The sequence below is a fragment of the Pseudomonas entomophila genome (genome assembly GCF_018417595.1).
Lineage (GTDB): Bacteria > Pseudomonadota > Gammaproteobacteria > Pseudomonadales > Pseudomonadaceae > Aquipseudomonas > Aquipseudomonas entomophila_C.
Genome location: NZ_CP070982.1, coordinates 1,020,049 through 1,046,221, shown reverse-complemented (window position 1 = coordinate 1,046,221; position 26,173 = coordinate 1,020,049). Strand labels below are relative to the sequence as shown.

At 65.5% G+C, this 26,173-nt stretch carries 16 protein-coding genes; 3 read left to right on the top strand and 13 right to left on the bottom strand.

The features are described from left to right. Positions 1 to 13: 13 nt before the first annotated feature. The 8 genes from JYG34_RS04570 to JYG34_RS04535 form a co-directional block, all read right to left on the bottom strand. Entirely contained in the window at positions 14 to 1,009 is a 996-nt protein-coding gene (locus tag JYG34_RS04570; RefSeq protein ID WP_213659663.1) for a hypothetical protein, read from the bottom strand. After that, complete coding sequence (locus tag JYG34_RS04565) at positions 1,009 to 1,734, bottom strand: SDR family oxidoreductase (protein WP_213659662.1); 726 nt, start codon at positions 1,732 to 1,734, stop codon at positions 1,009 to 1,011. The genes JYG34_RS04570 and JYG34_RS04565 overlap by 1 nt, the downstream gene beginning before the upstream one ends. Positions 1,735 to 1,760: 26 nt before the next feature. Further along, entirely contained in the window at positions 1,761 to 2,462 is a 702-nt protein-coding gene (locus JYG34_RS04560) for an SDR family oxidoreductase (RefSeq protein WP_011532307.1), read from the bottom strand. Further along, positions 2,459 to 3,181, bottom strand: a complete 723-nt coding sequence (locus JYG34_RS04555) for an HAD family hydrolase (RefSeq protein ID WP_213659661.1) — start codon at positions 3,179 to 3,181, stop codon at positions 2,459 to 2,461. The genes JYG34_RS04560 and JYG34_RS04555 overlap by 4 nt, the downstream gene beginning before the upstream one ends. Before the next feature lie 6 nt (positions 3,182 to 3,187). After that, entirely contained in the window at positions 3,188 to 4,210 is a 1,023-nt protein-coding gene (locus JYG34_RS04550) for a homocitrate synthase (RefSeq protein WP_213659660.1), read from the bottom strand. Then, entirely contained in the window at positions 4,207 to 4,587 is a 381-nt protein-coding gene (locus tag JYG34_RS04545; protein ID WP_213659659.1) for an L-rhamnose mutarotase, read from the bottom strand. Before JYG34_RS04545 ends, JYG34_RS04550 begins: the two co-directional genes overlap by 4 nt. Before the next feature lie 14 nt (positions 4,588 to 4,601). Further along, on the bottom strand, positions 4,602 to 5,513 hold the full coding sequence (locus JYG34_RS04540) for a dihydrodipicolinate synthase family protein (protein ID WP_213659658.1): 912 nt from the start codon (positions 5,511 to 5,513) through the stop codon (positions 4,602 to 4,604). Positions 5,514 to 6,634: 1,121 nt separating this feature from the next. After that, positions 6,635 to 6,826, bottom strand: a complete 192-nt coding sequence (locus tag JYG34_RS04535; RefSeq protein WP_213661113.1) for a DUF3077 domain-containing protein — start codon at positions 6,824 to 6,826, stop codon at positions 6,635 to 6,637. Between the two features lie 168 nt (positions 6,827 to 6,994). Here JYG34_RS04535 and JYG34_RS04530 point away from each other — a divergent pair, with 168 nt between their 5' ends. Genes JYG34_RS04530 through JYG34_RS04520 form a run of 3 tightly spaced genes read left to right on the top strand, consistent with a single transcriptional unit; the run spans position 6,995 to position 8,471 of the window. Continuing rightward, positions 6,995 to 7,480, top strand: coding sequence for an Hcp family type VI secretion system effector (locus JYG34_RS04530; RefSeq protein ID WP_213659657.1), 486 nt, complete (start codon positions 6,995 to 6,997; stop codon positions 7,478 to 7,480). Beyond that, positions 7,477 to 8,190 carry a DUF4225 domain-containing protein gene (locus JYG34_RS04525; protein ID WP_213659656.1) on the top strand — a complete coding sequence of 238 codons (714 nt, stop codon included), beginning with the start codon at positions 7,477 to 7,479 and terminating at the stop codon, positions 8,188 to 8,190. The genes JYG34_RS04530 and JYG34_RS04525 overlap by 4 nt, the downstream gene beginning before the upstream one ends. Beyond that, positions 8,187 to 8,471 (top strand): hypothetical protein, encoded by a 285-nt coding sequence (locus tag JYG34_RS04520; RefSeq protein ID WP_213659655.1) that lies wholly within the window; start codon positions 8,187 to 8,189, stop codon positions 8,469 to 8,471. Before JYG34_RS04525 ends, JYG34_RS04520 begins: the two co-directional genes overlap by 4 nt. A 144-nt stretch (positions 8,472 to 8,615) precedes the next feature. Here the strand turns inward: JYG34_RS04520 and JYG34_RS04515 are convergent, their stop codons facing one another. From JYG34_RS04515 to alaC, 5 genes are all read right to left on the bottom strand, one after another. Beyond that, positions 8,616 to 8,867 (bottom strand): DUF3077 domain-containing protein, encoded by a 252-nt coding sequence (locus tag JYG34_RS04515; protein WP_213659654.1) that lies wholly within the window; start codon positions 8,865 to 8,867, stop codon positions 8,616 to 8,618. Continuing rightward, the gene (locus JYG34_RS04510) at positions 8,864 to 9,109 is read right to left on the bottom strand and encodes a hypothetical protein (protein WP_213659653.1); all 246 of its coding nucleotides are present in this window, start codon (positions 9,107 to 9,109) and stop codon (positions 8,864 to 8,866) included. The genes JYG34_RS04515 and JYG34_RS04510 overlap by 4 nt, the downstream gene beginning before the upstream one ends. 582 nt (positions 9,110 to 9,691) lie before the next feature. Beyond that, positions 9,692 to 23,668 (bottom strand): autotransporter-associated beta strand repeat-containing protein, encoded by a 13,977-nt coding sequence (locus JYG34_RS04505; RefSeq protein WP_213659652.1) that lies wholly within the window; start codon positions 23,666 to 23,668, stop codon positions 9,692 to 9,694. Between the two features lie 391 nt (positions 23,669 to 24,059). Then, a complete protein-coding gene (locus JYG34_RS04500) occupies positions 24,060 to 24,443 on the bottom strand; it encodes a YkgJ family cysteine cluster protein (protein ID WP_046857051.1) in 384 nt (127 codons plus the stop codon). 243 nt (positions 24,444 to 24,686) lie between these two features. Then, entirely contained in the window at positions 24,687 to 25,895 is a 1,209-nt protein-coding gene (gene alaC, locus JYG34_RS04495; protein WP_213659651.1) for an alanine transaminase, read from the bottom strand. Between the last annotated feature and the right edge of the window lie 278 nt (positions 25,896 to 26,173).

Sequence of the window (26,173 nt, the reverse complement as noted above, 5' to 3'; positions counted from 1 at the left end):
AAGTGCCTGCGGGCTAGTCGAACTCGAACGCGTCGGCCAGGTTGAGCGCCTGCAGCCGGGCGATGTCCTCCTCCAGCACCGCCAGGCTGCGATGACGCAGGAACACGGTGCACCCGTAGGTGGTGCCATCGGTGGTCATCGCCATGTACTCGCCCAGCGGCGGCGCGACGAAGTAGTGGCTGAAACTGGCCAGGCCACGCACCTCCCGGTCGAAGCGAAACGCTTTGACACGCCCTGGGCGGGTCACCACGAAGGAGTAGTCCGCCACCGGTTGTTCCGCGCCGGCGCCCATGCGCGGCAACTGGCGCCAGCTGTCTTCCTGGGAAGGCCAGCCCCCCAGCCGACACAACTCGGGCAACGGCGTGCTGGCCAGGCGCGGCGACAGCTTGACCAGGCGTGGCCCGTGCTGGGTGACCACCACTTCGGCATGCAGCGGGCCATGCACCATGCCCAGCCCGCTGGCCACGGCCGCCAGCCGTGGCACCAGCCCGTCGGGCAGCCGGGACGTGGGCAGGCTGGTGACCGCGGTAAGAATCCTGCGGCCCTCCAGGTCCAGGGTGTAGCAGTGCCAGGCATCGCTGACGATGAACTGCCCCTGGGCGAACACACCATTGATGAACAGCGGCTCGCCCGGCTCGTGTTCATGCAGCAGGAACGGCCCCGATACGCCCTGCATCGCCACCGCCAGCGCCGGCGCATCGAGGCCACCGAGCCCGAGCAGCAACGCCGAGCCCCGCGACGCCGGTGAAAGCGACGGGCGCACCACCCAGGTCCGCCCGGCTTCGCCCGGCAAAGCGTGCAACGACGCCAGCGACTGGCCGTTGAACGCCAGGCCTGGATCGATCTGGCTGACAGCGCGATGCTGCGCGCACTTGTCGTAGAACACCGCCGGATCGCAATCGGCGCTGAAGTAGCCAGCGGCGATGTTGGCGGCCATGACCTGGCGCAATTGCTGGTCATCGGCCGCCAACTGATACGCCGCCGGCGCCTGGGCGTTGGCCGCGCGCATCACATCAAGTCCTGCCGGGTCGGGCCACGGAAGTGCACCGCGTCGATATGGCAGCTGCGCGGCTGGGTCAGCACGAAGCGCATGGTTTCCCAGATCGAGCGCCCATTGAGCAGCCGGCCTGCCGGGTCGACAGTCTCATCGAGGCTGGTCACCTCGAAGTCGGGCGGGTAGAAACCGGTAACCCGGATGCCTTCCGCCGCCAGGTGGTGGGTCATGTTCTGGCAGAAACCGCTCATGCCATGCTTGGCCGCGAAGAACGCCGGATGGGCGACGGAGTTGGTGAACTGCGGCACGCCGCATACCGAGACCATCGCCATGATGTCCGCCGCGCCAGAGCGGCGCAGGCTGGGCAGCAGTGCCCGGGTCAGGGTGATCGAGCCGGTCAGCCCGGAATTGATGGTGCTGACGATCTCTTCATCGCTGTCACCCTCGCCCAACGGCCCTTCGAGCCACTGCGCGGCACTGAGCACCAGGATATCCACCGGCCGCTCGTCGGCCTGCAACTGTTCGGCGAACGCACGCACCGAGCGGGCGTCGGCGATGTCGCAGGCATAGGCACGGGCCAAGCCGCCTTCACCCTGGATGATCTCGCAAGTGGCCCGGGCGCTGTCCAGCTGGCGCGCGCACAGGTCCACATGGGCGCCCTCGCGGGCCAGCCAGACCGAAACCGCCTGGCCGAAATCACGGCCACCGCCGGTGACCACTACACGTTTGTTCTTCAGCATTGTCTGCTTCCCTGTCATGAAATCCGTCAACAGCCGGGGTGCGGCACCGTACGGCTGCCCGAGAGCTTTTGGCCATGGAGCTGGTCGACGATGTAGTCCGCGGCATGCTCGGCCCACAGCCCCGGGGCGATGTACTGCGTATGGTCATCCGGCAGGCACTGGGCGAGCATCTTGGTGTTCACCCCGTTGCCCGGGTCCAGCGCCACCGCGTGCAAGCCCTCCGGCAGGTCGGCACTGAGCGAACCGATCAGCCCCTCCACCGCGAACTTGCTCGCGCAGTACGGGCCGAGCCCCCAGGACGCCGAACGCCCCCAGCCGGAGCTGATGGCAACGAACAGGCCCTGGCCGCGGTCGAGCATCGCCGGCAGGAAGGCGTGCAGCGTGTTGACCACGCCCAGCACATTGACCTCCATCACCTGCGCCCACTCTTCCTGGCTGATTTCCCAGGCTGGCTTGCGCGCATTGATCACCCCGGCATTGCACACCACGATATCCATCGCCCCCTCGCGCCCCGCCGCCTCGGCGAAGCGCCGCATGTCCTCGGGCACCGCCACCGAGGCACTGAACAGCGCCGGGTTGGCCTGGGCCGCCGGCGCGGCGTCGGCCGACAGCTGGCAGCCGAACACCTGGTGGCCGCGGGCGGCCAGCGCCTGGCTCAGGGCCAACCCCAGGCCACGGCTCACGCCGGTGATGGCGATGCGCAGCGGCCGCTGCGTGGTTGTGTTCATGATTCCTCCTTGATCGTCTGGTTGCTCACGCAAAAGCGCGATACAGCGTTGTCCGCCAGCAGGTTGGGCACTTCGCCGCCCCAGTGACCCTCCGGCCAGCTCGCGCTGAGGGTCGAGCGGGCGATCAGCGCATGCCCGCTGACGAAGATGAACGGCACCTTGCAGGCGATGGCGGCTTCGGCGTCGGCGCTGGCATCACCGAGGAACACGGCTTGCGCGGCGCTGCAGTCGTACTGCTCGAGCAGCGCGTTGATCGCCGCGATCTTGGTCACCGGCGAACCCACCACCCGCGCCAGCAGCCGATCCATCCCGCACTCGGCCAGCGCGGCATTGATCTCCGCCTCCACCCCGCCACTCACCACCGTGCAGATGACCCCACGGGCCGCCAACCGGGCCAGCAGGTGCGGTGCACCGGCCACTGCCGGCGAAAACCGATAGTGCGCTTGCAGGTACTGCTCGTAGCGGTCGATGCTCGCCGCCACGAAGTCCTCCTCCTGGGCCGCCCCGATCACGCGCTGGAAGGCCTCGAAATGCCAGCGCCGCGGGCGGCCGAAGTTGAGCCGGAAGCTGTCCTTGCAGCGCTCACGCAGTACCGCCGGGTAGGCGGCCAGGGCGTGATCGACCGCGGCCAGCTTCACCCCGTTGGAGTCCAGCAGCACACCGTCGCAGTCGAAGAACACCAACTTGCAGTCCGCCAGCAGTTCACCGAGTTTGACCATGTTCGTTCACCGGTAGTGGCTGAGAATGCCCGCGTCGAACTTGTGCGCCCCGGCATGCCCGGCGATCTTGCCGAGGATGTCGATACGCTCCAGGCCCGTCAGCGGCGTGCCTTCGAACAGGCGCTGGGCGTAGGTCGGGTGCACGTTGTGCCTGGCCTGGCTGCGGTAGGTGGGCGAGTAGCCCCAGTTCGCCGTATGCCTGAGCGGTTCGATGTGCTCCGCCAGAAACGCCTCGCACTCGGCCATTTCCCGTGTCCCCGACTTCAGCAGGCCGAGGGTTTCGGTCGGCGCGTTGCCGGCCCCCCGGCCGATCCCGGCGAACGTGCCGTCGGCATGACGGGCGCCTGCGTCCAGCGCCGCCTGGGTGTTGGCGACCGCCAGGCCATAGTTGTCGTGGGCATGGAAGCCCAGCGGCAACGGGGTCAGCTCGCGCGCCTGGCTGAACAGGCGATGGACCTGCTCCGGCAACATTCGCCCGAAACTGTCGGCGAAATACAGCGCCGTGACCGGTTCGACGGCCAGGGCCGGCAGGTCATGGGCCAGTTGCTCCGGCGTCAGCTCGGCGGCCTGCATCAGGTTGATCATCACCGCCAGGTCCTGCCCCGCCAGCGCCTTGGCCAGCGCCAGGCTGCCCTCGAGCTGGCTGCTCATGGCCGCGATGCGCAGGATGGCGATGGGGAACGGCGAACGCCGGATCGCCGCCATGATTACCTCGGCGACAGCCTGCACCGGCTGATCGAGGACGCGCCAGGCATCGATCATCACCGCCGCGCGCATCGGCCCCAGGTCGACCTGCTGGCGCTGCACGTCGCTCAGCGACTCGGGCAATGCCTTGAATGACCCGAGGTGGCTGACCCCGGCAGCGGGGTCCAGGTTCAGGTAGCCCATCTCGACAATGTCCACGCCGGCGGCCTGGCACATACCGAAGTAGTGCCCGACCATGGCATCGGAAAACCGCCAGTCGGTCTGGAACCCGCCATCACGGAAGGTGCAGTCCATCAACACGAATGACTGGTTGTGCGCGGTCATTTTTGCTGGCCCGCCGTTTCCAGGCTCCAGTCGTACACCTGCTCCAGGCGCCACCAGTTGAGGTCGGTGCGGTTGCCTTCGATGCGCTTGAGCAGCGGGTTGTCGTCACCGTGCATGCGGTCGTCCCAGGCCTGGATCACCGGGTGTACCGACAGCGCGTGGGTAAAGTCGCGCAGCGGGTCGAACTGGTCGTGGGCTTCGACTTGCATGAACAAAGTGCGTGGCGGCAACAGGTAGATCGACATACGCTGCAAACCGATTTCACGCAGTACGCCGTGTTCACCGGCAATTTGCACGGGGACATCACGGTGCATGGCTTTATACAGTTCGGCGGCTTCGAGGCTGGTCAATTCAATGGAGAAACCAATACGTTTCATGAGTAACTTCCTTATTACTGGGTCACGAATTCGAAAAGTTGGTCGTAGACTTTTTCAACTTCTTTGAGGGTTTCCACATCCATGGTGAAATCCACGGGTGGGCGGATCAATGTATTGCTCATCAACCGGCGGCGTTTGAGCAGGTGTTTCGACAACTGCAAGTAACAGTCGATGCTCGCCATCATGTGGCACATCAGGTAGGACAGCGGGTAGGCGATGGCTCGGGCGGTTCGCTCGTCGCCGGCCTGCAAGGCGCGCCACAGGGCCACGGTGATCTCGGCGATCTCGGTGGCCGGGATCACCCCTGCCAGGCCGCGCTGGTAGGTATCGACCAGCATCATGCCGCCGTCGCCCTCGAAGATCCGCGCCTGGCCGCCGGTGGCGTCACGCAGCAGCGAAACCTTGGGCGCGGTGGGGGCGGATTCGGGCTTGAACTGCACCTTCTGCGGGCCGAAGGCCTTGAGCAGGCGGGCCTGCACATCGATCGACAGCGGCCGCTTGGCCAGCGACTTGGCGTGGTGCACCAGCACCGGGATCTGCACGCTTTCGACGACATTGGCGAAGTAGGTGTACATCTGCTCGTCATCGAGCGCCCACATCGACGGGTGCATCACCAGCAGCGCGTCACAGCCGGCCTGTTCGGCCTGGCGCGAATATTCGATCGCCTGGGCGATGCTCTCGCCACCGGTGCTCATGATGGCCAGGCCCTTGTCGCCGGTCTGTTCGGCGATCAGTTCGGCCACGCGGAAGCGCTCAGTGGTGGTCAGCCGCGAGACCTCGGAAATCTGCCCGATGACCACGCCGTCGCAGCCGGTGTGCAGAATGTGTTCGACCTGCAGGCGCAGGGCCGAGGTATCCAGGGAGAGGTCGTTGTTGTAAGGCAGGATGGCGACCGGAAGGACACCTTGGATGGGGAGTTGCGTCATGCCTGATATTCCTTATCAAAGTTTGACGTTAACAACTAGCAGACTCGCAACTTACACCACGCCCACCATTTAAGACGGCGCATTCGCCCTCTGTTTTTGGCCAGCATGCCTGGCGATCCGCAACAAGGCGGATACGTCTGAAAGTGTTAAGCGCAAGGCACCGACTTCATTCGTCAAAGTCGGGTGTTCAACTACGGACTTATTCGGGAGTGCGGGGTATCCGTGCAACTTTCTCACTAGTCACTTGGTGCACACCGAAGTCGGGGGCAAGTAAATGGCCGGGGGATTTTTTTGTCGATCCAGCATTTGTATCAAAATAATACAAATATGAATTTACAAAGACACACACGTTAAAACTGTTTTCTATATTTCAGCTTGTTTCAGACATGTAACTGGATTTAAACATTTTGCCCCCCGCAAAAGCGCCGTGCTAGAGCGTTTTCAAAGAAATACATCGCGCAAGGTATGCATTTGAAGCCAGAGGGCAATGACAGTTCTGCTGAACGAATGAATCCAAAGGGTCTTAAATTCACCCTTGCGCTTCATCCATTTGGCTATGTGAAGAAAAGTTCGCCGTTGGTAGGGGCTTGACTCGGTTGAAATTGCTTGGCTGGCCCACTCTCGCGCCGGCTGAATCTTGAGATAATCACCTTATTCCTTGAGTCAGCAGGGCTTCAGTCGCAGATGTAACCCGGCACCGTTGGCTGCGTTGTCGTGCCAAGACCTATCACTTTCAAGGTCTTTGGACGCAGGGGCGTGACCGCATCAAGGCCACCAGATGCCCGCCGCGATTCTTGCAGCGCCTATAAGATCGAGCGCCGCCCGCGCGGCGCATCGCGGATGAATCCGCTCCTACATTTGTTGCAACGTGGCCATGACAGATAGGCCATGGTTGTCCGCCTTGTTTGTACGACGCGGATTTTCGGCTTGCACTACCGCCGCCCCGCCTGTCTCAAGCCTTGCGCCAAGGCTGGCAACCATGGCCTTGCAGGTGCGGCACGTTGCAACAGATGTAGGAGCGGATTCATCCGCGATGCGCCGCGCGGGCGGCGCGCGGTCTAAAGGGCGCTACAACTTTTCCGCCGAACACCCTGAACACACAGGGCTATTCCCGCGATGAACTACCGATTCAACCCCAACTCCATATCATCAATCAGCCCCTTGGCCAGCCCGCTGAGAATCCGCGCAACGCTGGCGGCCATGAGGTCACCCTCCATCTCCGCTTCGGTGGTGAAATGCGCCACGCACCCGAGCAGCACCGACAGGTCGCTGAAGGCGTGTTCGAAAGGAATGCCTGGCTGGATACGGAAGATCCCGAGGCAGGTGGTCTTGCACCATGGTGTTTAAATTGGCGCCCCAACTGTAGGACTGAGGCCTCGCCTTATGCAGGCGTTTCCTATTGCGCTGTCGGAGCGATCCTGCATACAGCACAAGGCCGCCTGCCTTAGTGTCTTGCACTTCTACAGACAAGGAATTAGTCCATGGCACATCACGGTTATCTTTCCATCACGGGCGAGCGTCAGGGCCTGATCTCGGCAGGTTGCTCCACCGAGGCCTCCATCGGCAACCGCTGTCAGGCTGACCACACCGACGAAGTGATGGTGTTGTCACTCGCCCATCAACTAACCCGCGGCGACGACAACCAACGTTCGCTCCATGAACCGATCCTGATCACCAAGTTCGTCGATAAGGCTACGCCACTACTGGCCCAAGCGGTGGATAGCGGCGAGCGACTGGAGTGCGACCTCAACTTCTACCGCACCAACCCCGCCGGGCAACTCGAGTGCTACTTCACCATCAAACTCGGTGGCGCCGTACTGGTCGAGCAACGGATGGACATGCCTCACAGCATGCTGCAAAACGATCAAGAGGCTCAGGAATACCTGGCCATCCGCTATCGCGATATCAGTTGGATTCACCATACAGCCAATACCTCGGCCCATTCTGCTTGGCAGGATCCAGCATGAACGCACGCCAGGAGAGTTATCCACTTGGGCCTGACTACTGGGATGTCACCCAAGCCGCTACGCGGCTCACAGCGTTCGCCTGCACAGTTAGCGCACGTCATTTGCGCCATGGAATGGCACGAATGCAGTTCAACCGGGAGATAGCCTATTTCTCCAAACAGGTCGTGGACAAGGTGGCGTTGCAACAGTTGAGCCCAGAAGACGGGCTGAAGTTGCTCAAGGCGGAAGAGGTGAGTTTACGGGGCCAGGCTGAAAAGCTTGGCCAGCAGGTGATTGGGTTTGTTGGCGGAGTGAGTCAGGTGGCAGCTGGCGCGGGCGCCTGCGCCACTGGCCCAATTTTATGCACTTTTTTTGGTGCACCCATGCTCGCCCATGGCGCAAACAACGTTTACGAAAACGGAAACAATATGTGGAATAAGAGGAACAATACTATCGGCCCGGTTCGCAAGGGGTATCAGCAAGTCGCTGGGAAGCTAGGGTATGCCGAGAGAGAGGGAAATCTCGCCTACTACACGGTAGATATAGGATTGGCAGGTTACGGTGTATTTTTTCGAAAATTACTAAAACCAGGAGCGTGGCGTCTCTATAAATATCACGACATTGATCGAGCGCGAGCATTCCGTGTGATGGGGCATCACACGTTGTTTCTGGAGGGCCTTGTCAGCAGCGTCACGACCTATCAGTTGATCATGGAATACTTCCGGAAATGATATTTGCTCTCACCGCGTTCATCACAGCGGACATTATTGTTTCAGTAATGTTTAGGCGTTACCTGGCGCGGAGAGAGTTTTTCTGGTTTGGCGCCATAACCAGCTATCTCTACAACACCCTGATCGGCGCACTGTACCTCTACATGGCGCTCCACAGGCAGTTCCTACTGGTGTTTGACATCACAGAGCTGTACGAGTGGCTTTGGCCTGCCTCGTTCGTCTTCTGTTTCTTCATGGTGTTTTTCCACAGCTGGGCATTCTTTGGAGGCACGCAACGATAAACCATGGAAGCCTTCATTCACCTGATACTCGTGTTGATGGTGCTCTTCGCGCCGATCGCCTTGGTCACACTCTTGGCCATCCTGGTCAGCCCTTATTGACCTTGCCTTATCGAGACTGCCTGGCAGTCTCGATAAGGGATGCGCTTATTTGCCTTTACTCAGCCCCAACTCCATATCATCGATCAGCCCCTTGGCCAGCCCGCTGAGAATCCGCGCGGCGCTGGCGGCCATGAGATCGCCCTCCATCTCGGCCTCGGTGGTGAAATGCGCCACGCACCCGAGCAGCACCGACAGGTCGCTGAAGGCGTGATCGAAAGGAATGCCCGGCTGGATACGGAAGATCTCGAGGCAGGTGGTCGTGCCCTGGGTTGGGCCGGGCTTATGGTCGTCGCTCATACCGGCGCCCCCTTGGCCCGAGCGTGGCGGACCAACGCGATGACCAGTTGAGCGAGGATTTCGGCGCTGTCCATCAGCACGTCCAGGCGTTCGTCGCGTGGGCAGTGGGTGTAGGCGTGAATGGTGTCGCTGAGGGTGTGCATCAGCTTGTTGGCGTGGGCCATGGCTTCCTCGGGGGCGAGGTCGCTGATGATGGTGACGAAGGGGATTGGGTAAGGTGGGTCAGGTACTAGTTTTTTCATGGTCACTCCTTCAATGAAGAAGCCACCTCCATCCTTCTCACAGACAAGGGTGGCAGCCGTACGCATGGTGAGAAGACCGTGTGCAACCATGAAATCCACGGCCAGGCCAAAGCCTGCACGCGTACGACCGCCATAGTCTGGAAGGTCGACTTGGTTACACAACGGGCTTCTCACACCCGGTCGCCAAATTTGACGACCCAGCGACGTTACCCCCGGAGTAATTTCCAGCCAATTCGGAGCCTTCCGGCAGGCGCGTAGGATAGGTCCCAAGCGCCGACCGGCTGAAGGATTTTGTTTCAGATTCGGAAATGTCTGACGGAGGTTAGGCGTTGGCTTTTCGAAGTGTTCGCCGGGGGAGTTGCAGCGACCATGAGATCGAGCGCCGCCCGCGCGGCGCATCGCGGATGAATCCGCTCCTACATCTGTTGCAACGTGCCGCACCTGTGAGGCCATGGTTGCCAGCCGAGATACCGCGTCGTGCCCACAAGGCGGACAATCATGCCCACGTTGCAATAATTGTAGGAGCGGATTCATCCGCGAGCGGCGCTCGATCTCATGAGCGCCGCCCCTCTCCCGTCCCCCTCAGAACCCCATGCTGAAGCTCACCACCACCCCATGGTCGCGGTTCTCGTTGGACAACTGCCCGGAATACCCAACCCCCAGCTTGCCACTGGCCCCGACGCTCAGGTCCAGCCCGGCCTCGACCACTGCCGCATCCTTGGCAATCGGCACGCCCTCGGTGCTGAACCCGGAACCCCCGTCGATAAAGCGCAGGTCGGCATCCGGCTTGTCGTCACCGAAAGCATGGCGCCAGCCCACCGAGACCCGTGGCGTGATGGTGCCACCACTGTCGAGCTTGATGTGCTTGCCCGCCCGCACACCGAGGGTGGAGTAGGTCACGTCCTGGTCGACCTTGCCCTCCAACCGCCCAGCCCCACCCTTCTCATGGGCGGTGTCGCTGTCGTAGTTGACGTAGGCCAACCCGGCGAACGGCTCCAGGGCGATACCACCGGCATCGATGGCATACCCCACCTCGCCGAACACCTGGGCGCTGCGTGCCTTGTACTTGGCCTTGAGGCGGTCGTCGTAGCTGCCCACCGCGACATCGCGCTTGGTGTCGATGTCGTGCCAGGCGTAAGCCACGCCCAGGCGTGCGGCGAAGGCGTCGAGCTGGTAACCCAGGTAGGTGGTCAGGTGGTAGCTGTCGACGGTAGCGTCCGAACGACGACGGTGGGCGTCGATGCTGGAGCGGGTGTAGCCCGCGGCGACACCGACCTTCCACTCGTCATCCAGTGCACGGTCCACACCCAGCATGAAGCCCGACAGGTCGCGGTCGACGCTGGCATGGTTGCTGTTGCCGTCGTAGTCCCCCCAACCGCCGATGGCGCGGATCCAGCCCACGGCCTGGCCCTGGCAACCTTCGCTGGTGAGCTGCTGGTTGGCGGTGGGCGCCAGGGTGCGCCGTGGGTCGTTCTCGCGGGTGCAGTCGGCCTGGCGCAGGCGGTCGTTGACCGCGTCGCGAATGTAGCGCGAGTCCTCGATCAGCACGGTCGCGGTGCTGGCATGGATCTCGCCGGACAGGCTGTCGAAGGCGCTGCGCGCCGAGTCGCGGTCCATGGTCACGATGGTGTTGCGCAGCGCCGCCGGGGCCCCGGCGCTTTCCAGGGCGGTGGCGACACCGCGCTGGTTGCCGGAGGCGGCGACGTCGGCGAACGAGGTGCCGTTGCGGCTGACCGACAGGGTCACCTGGTTGGTGCCATAGGCGAGCACACTGTTGAGGAACGCCGAGTTGCTCAGGTTGGTGCCGGCAAAGGTGCCATTGATGCCACCGGCCGCGTTGACCACGGTATACACCCCGTCATCATCGTCGACGTTCAGCACCTGCAGGCTGCCGCCCAGGTTGGCGGTACCGCCCACGTTCAGGTAGTTCACCGGCTCGACGCCGAGGTCGATGACCAGGGTGCCGCTGGGGCCGTTGGTGAAGTTGCCGGCCACGTTCAGGTTGCCGCCTGGCCCGGGCATCACCGTGCCGTTGTTGACCAGCCCGCCGACGGTGCCGTTGCCGGTCAGCGCGGCGCCGTTGGCCACGGTCACCTGGGCGCCGAGGGTGGTGCCTGGGTGGGCCGCGTCACCGACCTGGAGCACGCCCTGGTTGACGTTGAACGCGCCGGTGGTGGGCTGGTTGCCGGTCAGCAGCAGGGTACCGGCCCCTTGCTTGGTGGTGGTACCGGTGCCGCTCAGGGTGCCATTGAAGGTGCCGTTGACCGATTGCTGGAACACCAGGCTGGCGTTGTTGAGAATGTTGCCCTGCAGGCTGGTGGTGTTGCCCACCAGGGTGCCACCGCTGACGGTGGTACCGCCGCTGTAGGTGTTGGCGCCACTGAGCACCAGGGTGCCGGCGTCGAGCTTCTCGATACCGCCTGTGCCCACCAGCGGTGCGCTGACCACGGCGGTGGCGCCGGCATTGACCCGCACCGGCGCCAGGCCACCATCAGCCTCGTTGACCGGGGTCAGGCTGCCGCCCGCGCCCGGGACCACCTGGTAGCCGTCGCTGAGGAACTGCATGCCGGAGAACGACTGGTTGCCGACCACGGTGACGGTGCCCGGGGCGCCGCCGAACACGGCGTACTGGCCGCTCCAGCCAGTGGAGGCGGTGCCGGACGCATTGGTCCAGTTGGTGTTCGGGCCCCAGGTACCGCTGCCGCCACCGATGCTGCCGTCGGGGTTGGTCTTGCCGCCGTTCCAGAACTGCAGCTCTTCACCGTAGTTCTGCACCACCAGGTTGAGCTGGTTGGCGATGGCGGTTTGCAGGCCGAGGTCGGCCAGGGCCACGCCACCGGGGATGGCGCCGAACACCAGGCCGTTGTCGGTAAGGCTGCCGCTGTAGCTGAACAGCTGGTAGACACCGGTGCCGAAGCCACCGAGATTGGTGATGTTCAGCGTGCCGTCGAGCACCAGGTTACCGTTGACCTTGACCACCGTCGTGGACGCGGCCGGGGCACCCAGGCTGAAGTCCAGGGCGCTGCCCGAGCTCAGGTTGAGGTTGCCCACGGTCAACGGCGTTGCGCTTTGGCCTGCGGCCAGGGTGGCGCCGTCGGCGATCTGCACGGTGCCGCCGTAGGTGCCGCTGCCGCCCAGGCGGGCGCCGGTGGCGACCTGCACGGTGGCACTGTCGAGCCGGCCGTTGACCAGCAGGCTGCCGGCGTTGACGGTGGTGGCGCCGGTCAGGCCGTTGATGCCGGTCAGCAGCAGTTCGCCGCTGCCGTTCTTGGTCAAGGTACCGTTGCCGGTGAGGTTGCCTGTGTAACTGCCGTTGGCGTTCTGCTCGAAGGTCAGCGCGGCGTTGTTGAGGATGGCGCCCTGCAGGCTGGTGCTGTTGCCCACCACGCTGCCGGCGTTGATCTGGGTGCCGCCGGTGTAACTGTTGGCGCCGCCCAGGGTCAGCTGGCCGGCACCGTTCTTGACCAGGCTGCCGCTGCCGCTGATGGCGCCGTTGAGGGTCAGGGCGTTGCTGCCAGCAATGGCCAGGGCGCCATTGAGCACAGCGCTGTTGGCCAGGGTGACCGCCTTGTTGCTGTCCAGCGTGGTGCCGGCTGCGGCGGTCAGGGTACCGCTGCCCAGCGCGCTGTCATGGCCCACCATCAAGGTGCCGCCGTTGAGCGCGGTGCCACCGCTGTAACCGTTGGCGACGTTGAGCACCAGGGTGCCGGCGTCCTGCTTGGCGAGGCTGCCGGTACCGTTGAGGGCGACATTGAGGGTGGCAGTGACGCCCGTGTCGACGCGCAGGTTGGTGGCGCCGTTGCCCAGCAGTTCACCCGCGGCGCCGGCGTTGAGCACATAGCCATTGGTACTGAACTGCAGGCCGGTGATGGTGTGGCTGCCGTCGACGGTGACGGTGCCCGGCGCGCCCTGGAACACGGCGAAGGTGTCGTTCCAGGTCTGGTTGAGCACGCCGTTGGCGTCGGTCCAGTTGCTGTTGACGGCGTTCCAGGTGCCGCTGCCACCGTCGATCAGGCCGTTGGCGACGCTCTGGCTGCCATCCCAGAACAGCACGTTGCTGGCCCCGCCGACCACCAGGTTGACCTGGTTGGCGACGGCGGTCTGCACGGTCAGGTCGGTGACCGGCACCGGCGCGCTGCCGATGGCCAGGCCGTTGTTGACCAGGCTCCCGCCATAGGCGAACAGGCGGTACACCCCGGCGCCGAAGCCGCCGATGTCGGTGACATTGAGGGTGCCGCCCAAGGTGAGATTGTTCGCCACATCGACCAGCGCGGCGGCGCCACCGACCGGTGCACCGAGGGCCGCGTTGAAGCTCGAGCCGTTGTCCAGGATCAGGTTGCCCGTGCTCAGGGTGGCGCCGCTGGTGGCCGCAAGGGCACCGCCGCTGGCCACGGTCACTGCGCCGCCGAGGCTACCGGCGCCGGACAGGGTGGCACCGCTGGCGACGTTGACCGCGCTGCTGGCCAGCGAACCGTTCACCCGCAGCCGGCCAGCCTGCACGTTGGTGTTGCCGGTGTGGCTGTTGCTGCCGCTCAGCGACAGGGTGCCGGCGCCCAGTTTGTTCAGGGTGCCAGTGCCCGCGATATTGCCATCGAACACCCCGCCTTCGACGTTCAGGCTGTTGCCGGTGGCGATCTGGATCGCGCCGGTGCCGCCGATGTCGCCAAGGGTGGTGTTGCCGTCGAGGTTGAGGTTGGCGCCGGTGCTGACGTTCAGCGCGCTCTGGGTGCCCAGGGCGGTGGTGCCGATGGTGCTCAGGCTGCCGGAGAGGATGTTGAGCACGCCGCTGAAGGTGTTGTTGCCCGACAGCGTCAGGTCGGCCAGGCCGCTTTTGTTGAGCGTGCCGCCTCCGCTGAGCACGCCATCCAGTTGCAGGTCGTTGCTGCCCAGCACGTTGAGGATGCCGCTGACATTCACCGGGTTGGTCAGGCTGACGGCGCTGGCACTGTCGAGGTTGGCGTTGCCGGTGACGTCCAGGCCGCCGGTACCAAGGGCGGCGTTGTTGCCGACCACCAGAGTGCCGGACTGCAGGTCGGTGCCGCCGCTGTAGGTGTTGGCGCCCATCAGCGCGAAGCGCGCGGCGCCGGCCTTGAGCAGGCGGCCTGCGCCGGCGACGCTGCCGCCGAGGGTCAGGTCGTTGCCGCCCAGCACCGTGAGCGGGCCGGCCAGGTTGACGTTGTTGGCCAGGGTGACGGCCTGGCTGCTGTCCAGGCTGGTGCCGCTGGCGGCGTTCAGGCTGCCGGTGCCCAGCGCGGTGTTGGAGCCCAGCACCAGGGTGCCGCCGTTGAGCGCGGTGTTGCCGGCGAAGGTGTTGTTGCCCGCCAGCGCCAGGCGCGCACTGCCGGCCTTGAGCAGGCCACCGGCACCACTGATGTTGCCGTTGAGCGCGAGGTTGTTGCTGCCGGCGATATTCAGCGGGCCACCCAGGACGACGGCGTTGCCCAAGGCCACCGCGGCGTTGCTGTCGAGGGTGGTGCCTGCGGCGGTGTCGAGCACGCCACTGCCCAGGGCACTGTTGTTGCCCAGCACCAGGGTGCCACCACTGAGGGTGGTGCCGCCGCTGTAGCTGTTACTGCCATTGAGCACCAGGGTGCCGGTGTCGAGTTTGTTCAGCTTGCCGACACCGGTCAAACCGACATCGAGGGTGGCCGTCACGCCCGGGTCGACGCGCACGCTGGTATCGCCACTGGAGCCGTTGATCAGGTCGAGCGCCCCGCCCGTGCCGGCCAGCAGGCGATAGCCGTTGGTGACGAACTGCATGCCGTTGACGGTCTGGCTGCCGTCGACGGTGACGTCGCCCGCCGTGCCCTGGAACACCGCGAAGGTGCTGCCCCAGGTGCTGTTGGTCACGCCGTTGAGGTCGGTCCAGTTGGTGTTGGCGGCGTTCCACACACCCGCGCCGCCGTCGACCTGGCCGTTGGCCACGCTCTGGCTGCCGTCCCAGAACTGGATGTTCAGGCCAGCGGCGCTGACCAGCAGGTTGACCTGGTTGGCCAGGGCGGTCTGCAGGCTCACGTCACCGAGGCCCACGCCCCCCGGCAGGCTGCCGAAGTCCAGGCCGTTGTCGGTGAGCGAGCCGGTGTAGTCGAAGATCCGGTACACACCGTTGCCGAAGCCGCCGATGCTGCCGACATTGAGGGTGCCGTCGAGGGTCAGGTTGCCGCCGACGTTGAACAGCGCGGTGCCACCGGTGGACGGCGCGCCCAGGCCGACGTCGACGATCGAGCCGCTGTTGAGCACCAGGCTGCCGAGCCCCAGGGTGCTGCCGCTCTGCCCGGCCAGGTGGCCGCCGTTGTTGATGACCACGGTGGCATTGGCGGTGCCGCTACCGGTCAGGGTGGCACCGCTGGCGACGGTCAGCAGGTTGCTGCCCAGGCTGCCATCGACTTTCAGGGTGCCGCCGTTGACCTGGGTGTTGTCGGCCAGGTTGCCGGTGCCCGACAGGGTCAGGGTGCCGGTACCGACCTTGGTCAGGCCACCGAGGCCGTTGAGGCCGCCGGCGAAGGTGCTGCTGAGGTTGTTGCTGCCCAGGCTCAGCACGCTGCCGATACCGACATCGACCTGGCCGCTGCCGGTCAGGCTGCCCAGGCTGGCATTGCCGTTGAGGTTGAGCTGGCCGCTGGCGCCGACGTTGAGGGTGTCGACGTTGGCCAGCACGCCGCTGCCCAGGGCGGTAAGGGAACCGGCCTGGATATCGACGTTGCCGGTGAAGGTCTTGACGCCGACCAGGGTGAGGTCATCGACACCGGTCTTGACCAGGTTGCCGCTGCCGCCGAGGTCGCCGCTGAGGATCAGCGCGTTGGCGGCTTCGACGGTCAGGTTGGCACCGTTGCTCAGGGCGATGGTGTTGCCCAGGGCCATGGGTGCGCTGTTGGCCAGGGTAGCATCGGCGGTGACCGCCAGGGTGCCGGTGCCCAGGGCACCGCTGTTGCCCACGGTCAGGCGCCCGGCGTTGAGCTGGGTGCCACCCTGATAGCCATTGTTGCCGTTGAGGGTCAGGTTGCCGCTGCCGTTCTTGACCAGGCCGGCGGTGCCGTTGAGCACGCCGTTGAGGGTCAGGTCATTGCTGCCGGCGACGGTGAGGCCGGCATTGAGGGTGACGTTGTTGGCCAGGGTGACACTGCTGCCGGCGCTCAGGGTCGAGGCCCCGGCCACGGTCAGGGCACCCTGCCCCAGCGCGTTGTCGTTGCCGACCACCAGCTGGCCGGCGCCAAGGGTGGTGCCACCGAGGTAGTTGTTGGCGCCGTTGAGGGTCAGGGTGGCGGCGCCCGACTTGTTCAGGCCGCCGGCGCCGTCGAGTACGCCATTGAGGGTGAGGTTGGCGCTGCCCGGCACGTTGAGCGTGCCGCCCAGGTGCACGGCATTGGCCAGGGTGACGCCCGCGCCGCTGGCATCGAGGCTGGTGTTGGCGCCGGTGCTGAGGGCGCCGGTGCCCAGGGCGGTATTGCTGCCGACCACCAGGGTGCCACCATTGAGCGTGGTGCCGCCGCTGTAGGTATTGCTGCCGTTGAGGGTCAGGCTGGCGGCGCCGTTCTTGATCAGGCTGTTGTTGCCCGCGACCACACCGTTGAAGGTCAGCGCCTGGCTGCCGCCGAGGGTGAGGTTGCCACCGCTCAGGTTGACAGCGTTGCCCAGGGCCAGTGCCTGGCTGGCGTCGAGGCTGGCGGCGCCGTTCACGTTCAGCGCGCCGCTGCCCAAGGCGCTGGCATTACCCAGCAGCAGGCTGCCCGCTTGCAATGCGGTGCCACCGGTGTAGGTGTTGCTGCCGTTGAGGATCAACTGGCCACTGCCCAGCTTGCTCAGGCCACCGTCACCGCTGATGACGCCATCGAGGGTCAGTGTCTGGGTGTTGCTGACACCCAGGGTGGTGCCGGTGCCAAGGCCGATGGCGTTGGCCACCTGCAACACACCGATGCTGGCCAGGGTGCTGTTGCCGGTCACGGCCAGGTTGCCGGAGCCCAGGGCGGTGTTGTTGCCCAGGGTCAGGTTGCCGGCCCCGAGGGTGGTGGTGCCCTGGTAGGTGTTGGCGGCCCCAAGCGTCAGGCTGCCGGAACCGGTCTTGGTCAAGCCACCTGTTCCGCTGATCACGCCGTTCAGTGTCAGGTTGTTGTTGCTCGGCAGGCTCAAGGTGTCGTTCAGCGTCACCTGGTTGGCCAGGGTCAGGGGGCCGCTGGTGGCCAGGTTGCTGGCGCCGCCGACGGTCAGGGTGCCGCTGCCCAGGGCCTGGCTGTTACCCAGGGTGAGGGTGCCGGCATTGAGGGTCACGCCACCGGCCAGGGTGTTGGCGCCGCTGAGGGTGAGGTTGCTGGCGCCGTTCTTGGTCAGGCTGCCGGCGCCGGTGACCAGGCCGCCCAGGCCCAGGTCGTTGCTGCCGGTGATCGTGAGGTTGCCCCCCAGGTTGACGGTGTTGCCGATGTTCAGCGCGGTATTGCTGTCCAGCGTGGTACCGGCCGCCGCGTTGAGCTGGCCGAGACCAAGGGCGCTGGCGCTGCCGAGCACCAGGGTGCCGGCGTTGAGGTTGGTGTTGCCCAGGTTGCCGTTGGTGCCGTTCAGGGTTAGGGTGCCGCTGCCGGTCTTGGTCAGGCCGCCGACGCCGTTGACGTTGCCGCCCAGGGTCAGGTTCTGCGCCCCGGCGATGGTCAGGTTGCCGGCCAGGTTGAGCTGGTTGGCCAGGGTGACGTTGGCATTGCTGCTCAGGGTGGAGCCACCCAGCGCATTCAGAGCCCCTGTGCCCAACGCCGTGTTGCTGCCCACCACCAAGGTGCCGCCGTTGAGGCTGGTGCTGCCCTGCTGGCTGTTGCTGCCGTTGAGGGTCAGCGTGCTGGCGCCGGCCTTGATCAAACCGCCGGTGCCACTGAGCGCACCGTTGAGGGTGAGGTCGTTGCTGCCCGGCAGGGTGAGGTTGGCGTTCAGCGCAATGGTATTGGCCAATGCCAGGTTAGCGCTGGTGTCCAGGCTGGCGGCGCCCGTCACGGTCAGGCCGCCGGTACCCAGCGCCTGGGCATTGCCCAAGGTCAGGGTACCGGCCCCGAGGCTGGTACCGCCGCTGTAGGTGTTGGCGTTGCCGAGGGTCAGGTTGGCGCCACCGGCCTTGATCACGCTGCCGGTACCTGAAACCACGCCTGCCAGGCCCAGGTCGGCGCTGCCGCCGACGGTCAAGGCGCCACCCAGGGCAAAGGCATTGCCCAGGGTGACAGCGGTGTTGCTGTCCAGGTTGGTGCCAGCGGCGGCGCTGACCGCCCCGGTGCCGAAGGCCGTGTTGTTGCCCACAACGATGCTGCCACCATTGAACAGGGTGCCACCGCTGTAGCTGTTGGCAGCGTTGAGCACCAGGGTGCCGCTGTCGAGCTTGGCCAGTTGGCCGCTGCCCGAGAGGCCGACGTTCAGCGTGGCGGTGACACCCGGATCAACCCGCACGGTGAAGGCGCCGTTGCTGCCGTTGACCAGGTCCAGGCCACCGGCGCCGATCAGGCGATAGCCGTTGGTGACGAACTGCAGGCCAGTGGCGGCCTGGGTGCCGACCACGGTGACATCGCCCGCGGTACCCTGGAACACCGCGAAGTCGCTGGTCCAGGTGTTGTTGAGCACGCCGTTGACGTCGGTCCAGTTGGTGTTGACGCCGTTCCAGGTCCCCGTGCCGCCGTCGATCACGCCGTTGGGCACGCTCTGGCCGCCGTCCCAGAACTGCACGGTGCCGGTGGCACCGCCGACCAGCAGGTTGATCTGGCTGCCAATGGAGGTCTGCACCTGCAAGTCGCCCGGCAGCACGCTGCCCGGCACGCTGCCGATCACCACGCCGTTGTCCACCAGGGCGCCGGTGTAGTCGAACAGGCGGTAGATACCGGTGCCGAAGCCGCCGATATCGGTGACATTGAGGGTGCCGTCGAGGGTCAGGTTGCCGTTGACGTTGACCAGCGCGGTGCCGCCGGTGGACGGCGAGCCCAGGCCGAAATCGAGGATCGAGCCGCTGTGCAGGGTCAGCGCGCCGGTGGCCAGGGTCGCGCCGCTGTTGGCCAGCAGGTGCGCGCCGTTGGCGATATCCAGGGCACCCAGCAGGCTGCCGGTGCCGCCCAGGCTGGCGCCGCTGTTGACCTGCACGTTGGCGCTGGCCAGGGCGCCGGTGATGTTGAGCAGGCCGGCGTTGACCGAGGTGTTGCCCGCCAGCACGTTCACGCCCGACAGTTCCAGGCTGCCAGTACCGTTCTTGATCAGCCCGCCAGCGCCCGCCAGCACGCCACTGAAGACATTGTTCGAGTTGTTGCCACCCACGGTGAGGTTGCCGCCACCGGCCACGTTCACCGTGCCGGCACCACTCAGGCTGCCGACCCCGGCGCTGGCGCCCAGGTTGAGGCTGGCGCCGGCACCGACGTTGAGCGACGAGGCATTGCCCAGCGCGCCAGTACCCACGGTGGTGAGGCTGCCACCGACCAGGTCGATGGCGCCGCTGAAGGTGTTGTTGCCGGTAAGGGTCAGGTCGGCCAAGCCGTTCTTGATCAAGCCGCCCGTGCCGCTGAGAGCACCGCTCAAGGTGAGGTTGTTGCTGCCACCCAGGGTGAGGTTGGCGCCCAGGCCGATGTCGTTGGCCAGGGTCAGCGCGGCACTGTTGTCGAGGCTGGCGACACCGGTCACGTTGAGGGCGCCGCTGCCCAGGGCGCCGCCGTTGCCGACAACCACACCACCGGCATTCAGGGTGGTGCCACCGGTGTAGGTGTTGACGCCGTCGAGGGTCAGGGTAGCCGCACCGTTCTTGACCAGTTGCCCTGCCCCACTGAGCACGCCACCCAGGGTCAACGCGTTGCTGCCGCCGAGAGTGAGATTGGCGTCGAGCGCGACGTTGTTGCCCAGGCTGATGGCGCTGCTGTTGTCCAGGCTTGCGGCGCCGCCCACGGTCAGGGTCCCCGTGCCAAGCGCGCTGCCGTTGCCGAGCACCAGGCCGCCGGCATTGAGCAGCGTGCCGCCGGCATAGCTGTTGAGGCCACCGAGGGTGAGCGTGGCGGTGCCGTTCTTGATCAGCCGGCCGGTGCCGTCGATCACGCCGTTGAGGCTCAGGTTGTTGCTGCCGGCCAGGGTGAGGTCGGCATCGAGGGTGACAGCGTTGCCGACACTGAGAGCCGCCGTGGTATCCAGGCTGCCCGCACCCGCCACGGTGAGCTTGCCCACGCCCAGCGCGGCGCCGTTGCCCAACACCAGGCCACCGGCGTTGAGGGTGGTGCCGCCCAGGTAGGCGTTGGGGCCGGACAGGGTGAGGGTCGCGCTGCCGTTCTTGATCAGGCTGCCCGCGCCGCTGATCAAGCCACCAAGGCCAAGGTTGGCGCTGCCGCCGATGCCCAGCGCGCCGGCGAGGTTGACGGCGTTGCCGAGGTTGACCGCGCTGCTGGCATCCAGGCTGGTGCCTGCGGCGGCATTGAGCGCGCCACTGCCCAGCGCGGTGTTGCTGCCGACCACGATGGCGCCAGCGTTGAGGTTGGTGGCGCCGACCTGGGTGTTGGCGCCGGTGAGGGTCAGCGTGGTGCTGCCGTTCTTGGTCAGGCCGCCGACACCCGAGATCACACCGCCCAGGGTGAGGTCGTTGCTACCGGCGAGGGTGAGGTTGCCGGACAGGCTCACGGCGTTGCCGATGTTCAGCCCGGCGACGCTGGTGTCGAGGGTGGTGCCGGCCGCGGCGTTGAGCGCCCCGCTGCCCAGCGCGGTGGCGCTGCCCAGCACCAGGGTACCGGCGTTGAGCGTGGTGACGCCGCTCTGGGTGTTGTTGCCGGCCAGGGTCAGGCTGGCGCTGCCGTTCTTGGTCAGCCCACCGGTGCCGCTGAGGTTGCCGGCCAGGACCAGGTTGTTGGCGCCGGCCAGGGTCAGGTTGGCGCCGAGATTGACGCCGTTGTTCAGGGTGAAGGCCGTGGTGTTGGCCAGGGTCGACGCGCCGCCGACGGACAATGCGCCGGTCCCCAGGGCGGCGGCACTGGCCAGGGTCAGGGTGCCGGCATTGAGGCTGAGGCCGCCGCTGAAGGTGTTGGCCCCGGAAAGGGTCAGGTTGCTGCCACCGTTCTTGACCAGTGCGCCGGTACCGCTGATCACACCGCCCAGGGTGGCGGCATTGCTGCCGGGCAGGGTCAGGGTGTTGCCGCCCAGGTTGATGGCGTTGCCCAGGTTGACCGTCGCACCCGCGTCGAGGCTGGCGTTGCCGCCCAGGCTGAGCGCGCCTGTACCCAGCGCGTTGTTGTTGCCCACGGTCAGCACGCCCGCGTTGAGGGTAGTGCCACCGCTGAAGGTGTTGCTGCCATTGAGGGTCAGGCCGGCGCTGCCGCTTTTCACCAGCGCGCCGGTACCGCTGATCACGCCGCCCAGGGTGGTGGCGCTGGTGCCCAACAGGTTCAAGGTGTTAGCGCCGAGGTTGACCGCGTTGCCGAGGTTGACCGTGGTGCTGGCATCGAGGCTGGCGTTGCCGCCCAGGGTCAGCGCGCCGCCGCCCAGGGCGTTGCTGTGGCCGACCGTGAGCTTGCCGGTGTTGAGCGTCAGGCCGCCGCTGAAGGTGCTGTTGCCGTTCAGGGTCAGGTCGCCGGCACCGTTCTTGATCAGCGCGCCGGTACCGCTGATCACACCGCCCAGGGTGGTGGCGCTGGTGCCCAGCAGGTTGAGGGTGTTGGCCCCGAGGTTGAGCGCATTGGCCAGACTGACTCCGGTGCTGGCATCGAGGCTGGCATTGCCGGTCAGCGCCAGGGCGCCGGTGCCCAGCGCGGCGCTGTCGCCGACGGTGAGCTTGCCCGCGCCCAGGCTGGTGCCGCCGCTGAAGGTGTTCACGCCGTTGAGGGTGAGGTCGGCTGCACCGTTCTTGACCAGGCTGCCGGTACCGCCGATCAGGCCGTTGAGCGTCAGGGCGTTGTTGCCCGGCAAGGTCAGGGTGTTGCTGCCCAGGTTGATGGCGTTGGCCAGGGTCATGGTCGCCGTGGTATCGAGGGTACCGTTGCCGGTCAGGCCCAATGCGCCGCTGCCCAGGCCGCTGGCATTGCCGAGCGTGAGGGTGCCGCTGGCCATGGTGGTGCCGCCGCTGTAGGTGTTGACGCCGTTCAGGGTCAGGCCACCGCTGCCGCTCTTGACCAGCGAGCCGGTACCGCTGAGCACGCCGCCCAGGGTCAGGGCGTTGCTGCCAGGCAAGGTCAGCGCCGCGTTCAACGTCACGTTATTGTTCAGCACCAGTGGCACGCTGCCTTGCAGGCTGCCGGCACCGCTGACGGTGAGCCCGCCGCTGCCGAGCGCCGCAGCGCTGGTCAGGTTGAGGCCGCCGGCGGCCAGGGTGGTGCCGCCGCTGTAGGTGTTGGTGGCGCCAAGGGTGAGCAGGCCGGCGCCGGTCTTGGTCAGCCCGCCTACCCCCGAGACCACGCCATTGAGGGCCAGGTCGTTGGCGCCGCCAACGCTCAGACCGGCGTTGAGGGTCAGGGCATTGGCCAGGCTCAGCCCGCCGACACTGCCCTGCAGGCTGCCACCGTTGACCGTGATGCCGCCACTGCCGAAGGCGCTGGAGTTATCGAAGCTGAGTGCACCGCCATTGAGGGTGGTCTGGGTGGTGCCGTTGAGCACCTGGCCGATCAGGCTCCAGGTGCCGCTGTCGACGATCAGCCGGCTGAAGTTGATGTAGTTGGTGGCATTGATGGTACCGCTGCCGCTGGTCCCGCTACCGCCTCCGATGGCGTTCTGCAACGCGAGGGTGTTGGTGCCACCGGCGCCGCCATCGATCTTGCCTGCCGCCGCGAAGGCCAGGTTGGGGTTGCTGGTGACCAGCAAGGCCACGCCGACCCCGAGCCCGGCACTGACACTGGAGCCGGTGATGGCGTTGAAACGGTTGGTGCTGTTGGCGCCCATCGCCAGGCTGCCGGTCAGGGTGCCGGCGTTGGTGAAGGTGTTGCCCGCCGCCGAGGCCTCGAACGCTGCCCGACCGAGTATGGTGCCGGTGTTGGTGAAGTTCACCGTGCTGCCGCCGGTGACGGCGATGACCGGGGTGTCCTCGCTCACCAGGGTGAGGCTGGCCAGCGCCGAGGAGCCGATGCTGCCGGCGTTGCTGATGGTGGTGGTGCCAGCGGCGCCGTTGCGCGCGTCCAGCGCCATGCCTGTGAGGTTCAGCAGGTTGGCGCCCAGCAAGGCGCCGGTGCCCTTGATCACGCCCGTGGCGTTGTTGTTGATGTTGAGCGTGCTGCCGGTGCCGGTGTTGCCGATCAGCACGGCGGAAGACTGAATGCTCAGCAGCCCGAGCAAGGTCGGGTCGATGGTGCCGGAGTTGTTCAGCGTGTTGTTGTTGCCGGCCAGCGACAGGGACGTGCCACCCACGCCCAGCAGGGTGCCCAGCGAGGCCCCCGGGTTGACGTTGACCGTGAGGCCACTGCCGCCGTTGGTATAGCTGGGTGCCAGGGGGTTGGCCGCACCGTTGCAGGTAATGATGGAGCCGGCTGCGCTGCAGACGGCCAGCGCCTGCTCGCTCGTCAGGCCGAAGGCCAAGGCGCCGACGCCCAGGCTGATGGCCAGGGACAGATGCGAGAAACGGGAGGGGAAACGGGAGGCGGCACGTCTGTCCACGGAGAGCTCCTTCGTGGATCAGGCAATTCAGTCCTTGAATGCGTGTGCAGCGGGGTGAGAAAGAGCAGCGAAACACGCGACGGCCGAAACGCCTGATCAATGGCTACGAATTTCCTTTGAGGGAATGTGTAGCCGCTGTAGGACGGGCAGTACGGCGTTGGAGGGGATCAAATGGTGTTAATACTTTTTCAAGGCGGCACGTGTTTCGCGGGTTTCAAGGGGATCCTGGCTGGATCCAACCGACGAACGGTCATGTCACTTTGCCAAAGCGTGAACAGGTTAGACGTTTGTAGGAGCGGCTTCAGCCGCGATGCTGGCATCGCGGTATGCGGCACCCGCGTTGCGGGTGATCGCGGCTGAAGCCGCTCCTACAGAGGTTTCATACGCCGCGTCAGGCCACCTCGGCGCCGTCATCCGGCCAATGCGGCTCGTTGGCCCCTGGCGGTGTCAGCGGTGGCAGGCCATAGGCCGCCCGGGCATCGTCGCAGCTGGGGTTGTGCACCCCGTTCTCCCAGGAAGCCTCGAACTCGCGGCACGGGCTGGAGCGGTTCTCATAGATGCTGCACGCCACCTGCGTGCCGATCTCGCCACCCAGGCTGACGCAGCGGCAAGGCTTGGCGTCGGTGCCGATCATGGCGACGCGGGTCGGGTTGATCTGCACCACCAGATCGTCGGGCACCACGCCGCCGGCGGACTGGCATTCACCCCAGAAGAAAGACACACGAAAGTAGCCGCAGCAGGCGCCGCAGGTCAGGCAAGGGTTCTGTTCGGACATGATGGCCAGGGAGGGAGGTTGTTGTTATGAGGGCGAGCGCCCGCGGCGCCATTTGTAATCCAAGCGCGAACGGCTGAGAAGAGGGGGAAAGAAAAAAAGATGGCCGCTCATCGCGGCCTCAAGCCGTGAGCGACAAGTGGCAAGAAAAAGCGCTGTGCCTTCCCTGCCTCGCCGATCAGGAAAAGCCGCAAGAAGGCTGCATGGCACAGCTACGCTTGCGGCTTGAAGCTTAAGGCTTGAAGCTTATTTGCTGATCAGGCCATCGGCCCGGAACATCTGGCGGATCCCGCGGATCGCCTGGCGAATCCGGTCTTGGTTCTCGATCAGGGCGAAACGCACGTGGTCGTCACCGTAATCACCGAAACCGATCCCCGGCGACACGCAGACCTTGGCCTCGGCCAGCAGCTTCTTGGCGAATTCCAACGAGCCCAGGTGCGCATAAGCCTCGGGGATCTTGGCCCAGACATACATCGAGGCCTTGGGGTTCTCGACCATCCAGCCCAGCTCGTGCAGGCCCTTGACCAGCAGGTTGCGGCGCTGGCGGTACTGCTCGGCGATGTCGCGCACGCATTGCTGGTCGCCTTCCAGGGCGGCGATGGCCGCCACCTGCAACGGGGTGAAGGTGCCGTAGTCGTGGTAGCTCTTGATCCGCGCCAGGGCGCTGACCAGTTCCGGGTTACCCACCATGAAGCCGATGCGCCAGCCCGCCATGTTGTAACTCTTGGACAGGGTGAAGAACTCCACCGCGATGTCCTTGGCGCCTGGCACCTGCATGATCGACGGCGCCTTCCAGCCGTCGTAGACGATGTCGGCATAGGCCAGGTCGTGCACCACCAGCACGTCGTACTGTTTCGCCAGGGCCACCACGCGCTCGAAGAAGTCCAGCTCCACGCACTGGGCGGTGGGGTTGGACGGGAAGCCGAGGATCATCATCTTCGGCTTGGGGATCGACTCGCGGATCGCCCGCTCCAGTTCGTTGAAGAAGTCCACGCCCGGCACCAGTGGCACCGAGCGCACCTGGGCACCGGCGATCACCGCGCCGTAGATGTGGATCGGGTAGCTGGGGTTGGGCACCAGCACGGTGTCGCCATGGTCGAGGGTACCGAGCATCAGGTGCGCCAGACCCTCTTTCGAGCCGATGGTGACGATGGCTTCGCTCTCCGGGTCGATCGCGACGTCGTAGCGTTCCTTGTACCAGTTCGAGATGGCGCGGCGCAGGCGTGGGATGCCGCGGGAGGTGGAGTAGCCGTGGGTGTCTTCGCGCTGGGCGACCTGCACCAGCTTCTCGACGATATGCGGCGGGGTCGCGCCATCGGGGTTGCCCATGCTCAGGTCGATGATGTCTTCGCCACGGCGGCGGGCGGCCATCTTGAGTTCGGCGGTGATGTTGAAAACGTACGGGGGGAGACGATCGATGCGCGCAAAGCGGCGCGGCGAACCGGGATTGGCCATGTGTTCCTCTGCAGACGTAAGCGCCCGGAACCGTCCGAGCGACGTTGGCCGCTACGGCGGCCGTTTCAGAAGATAATCCCGCAGAGCAAATTTCGTAAAGGATAATTTTCTGTTTTATTAGAATTTTTCAGGCGTAACAATTGAAAAACAAATAAAAACTGAACGACACAAGCCCTGTGGGAGCGGCCTTGTGTCGCGAAAGGGCTGCGCAGCAGCCCCAGCATTTATGGGGTGTTGCATAAATCCTGGGGCCGCGATGCGGCCCTTTCGCGACACAA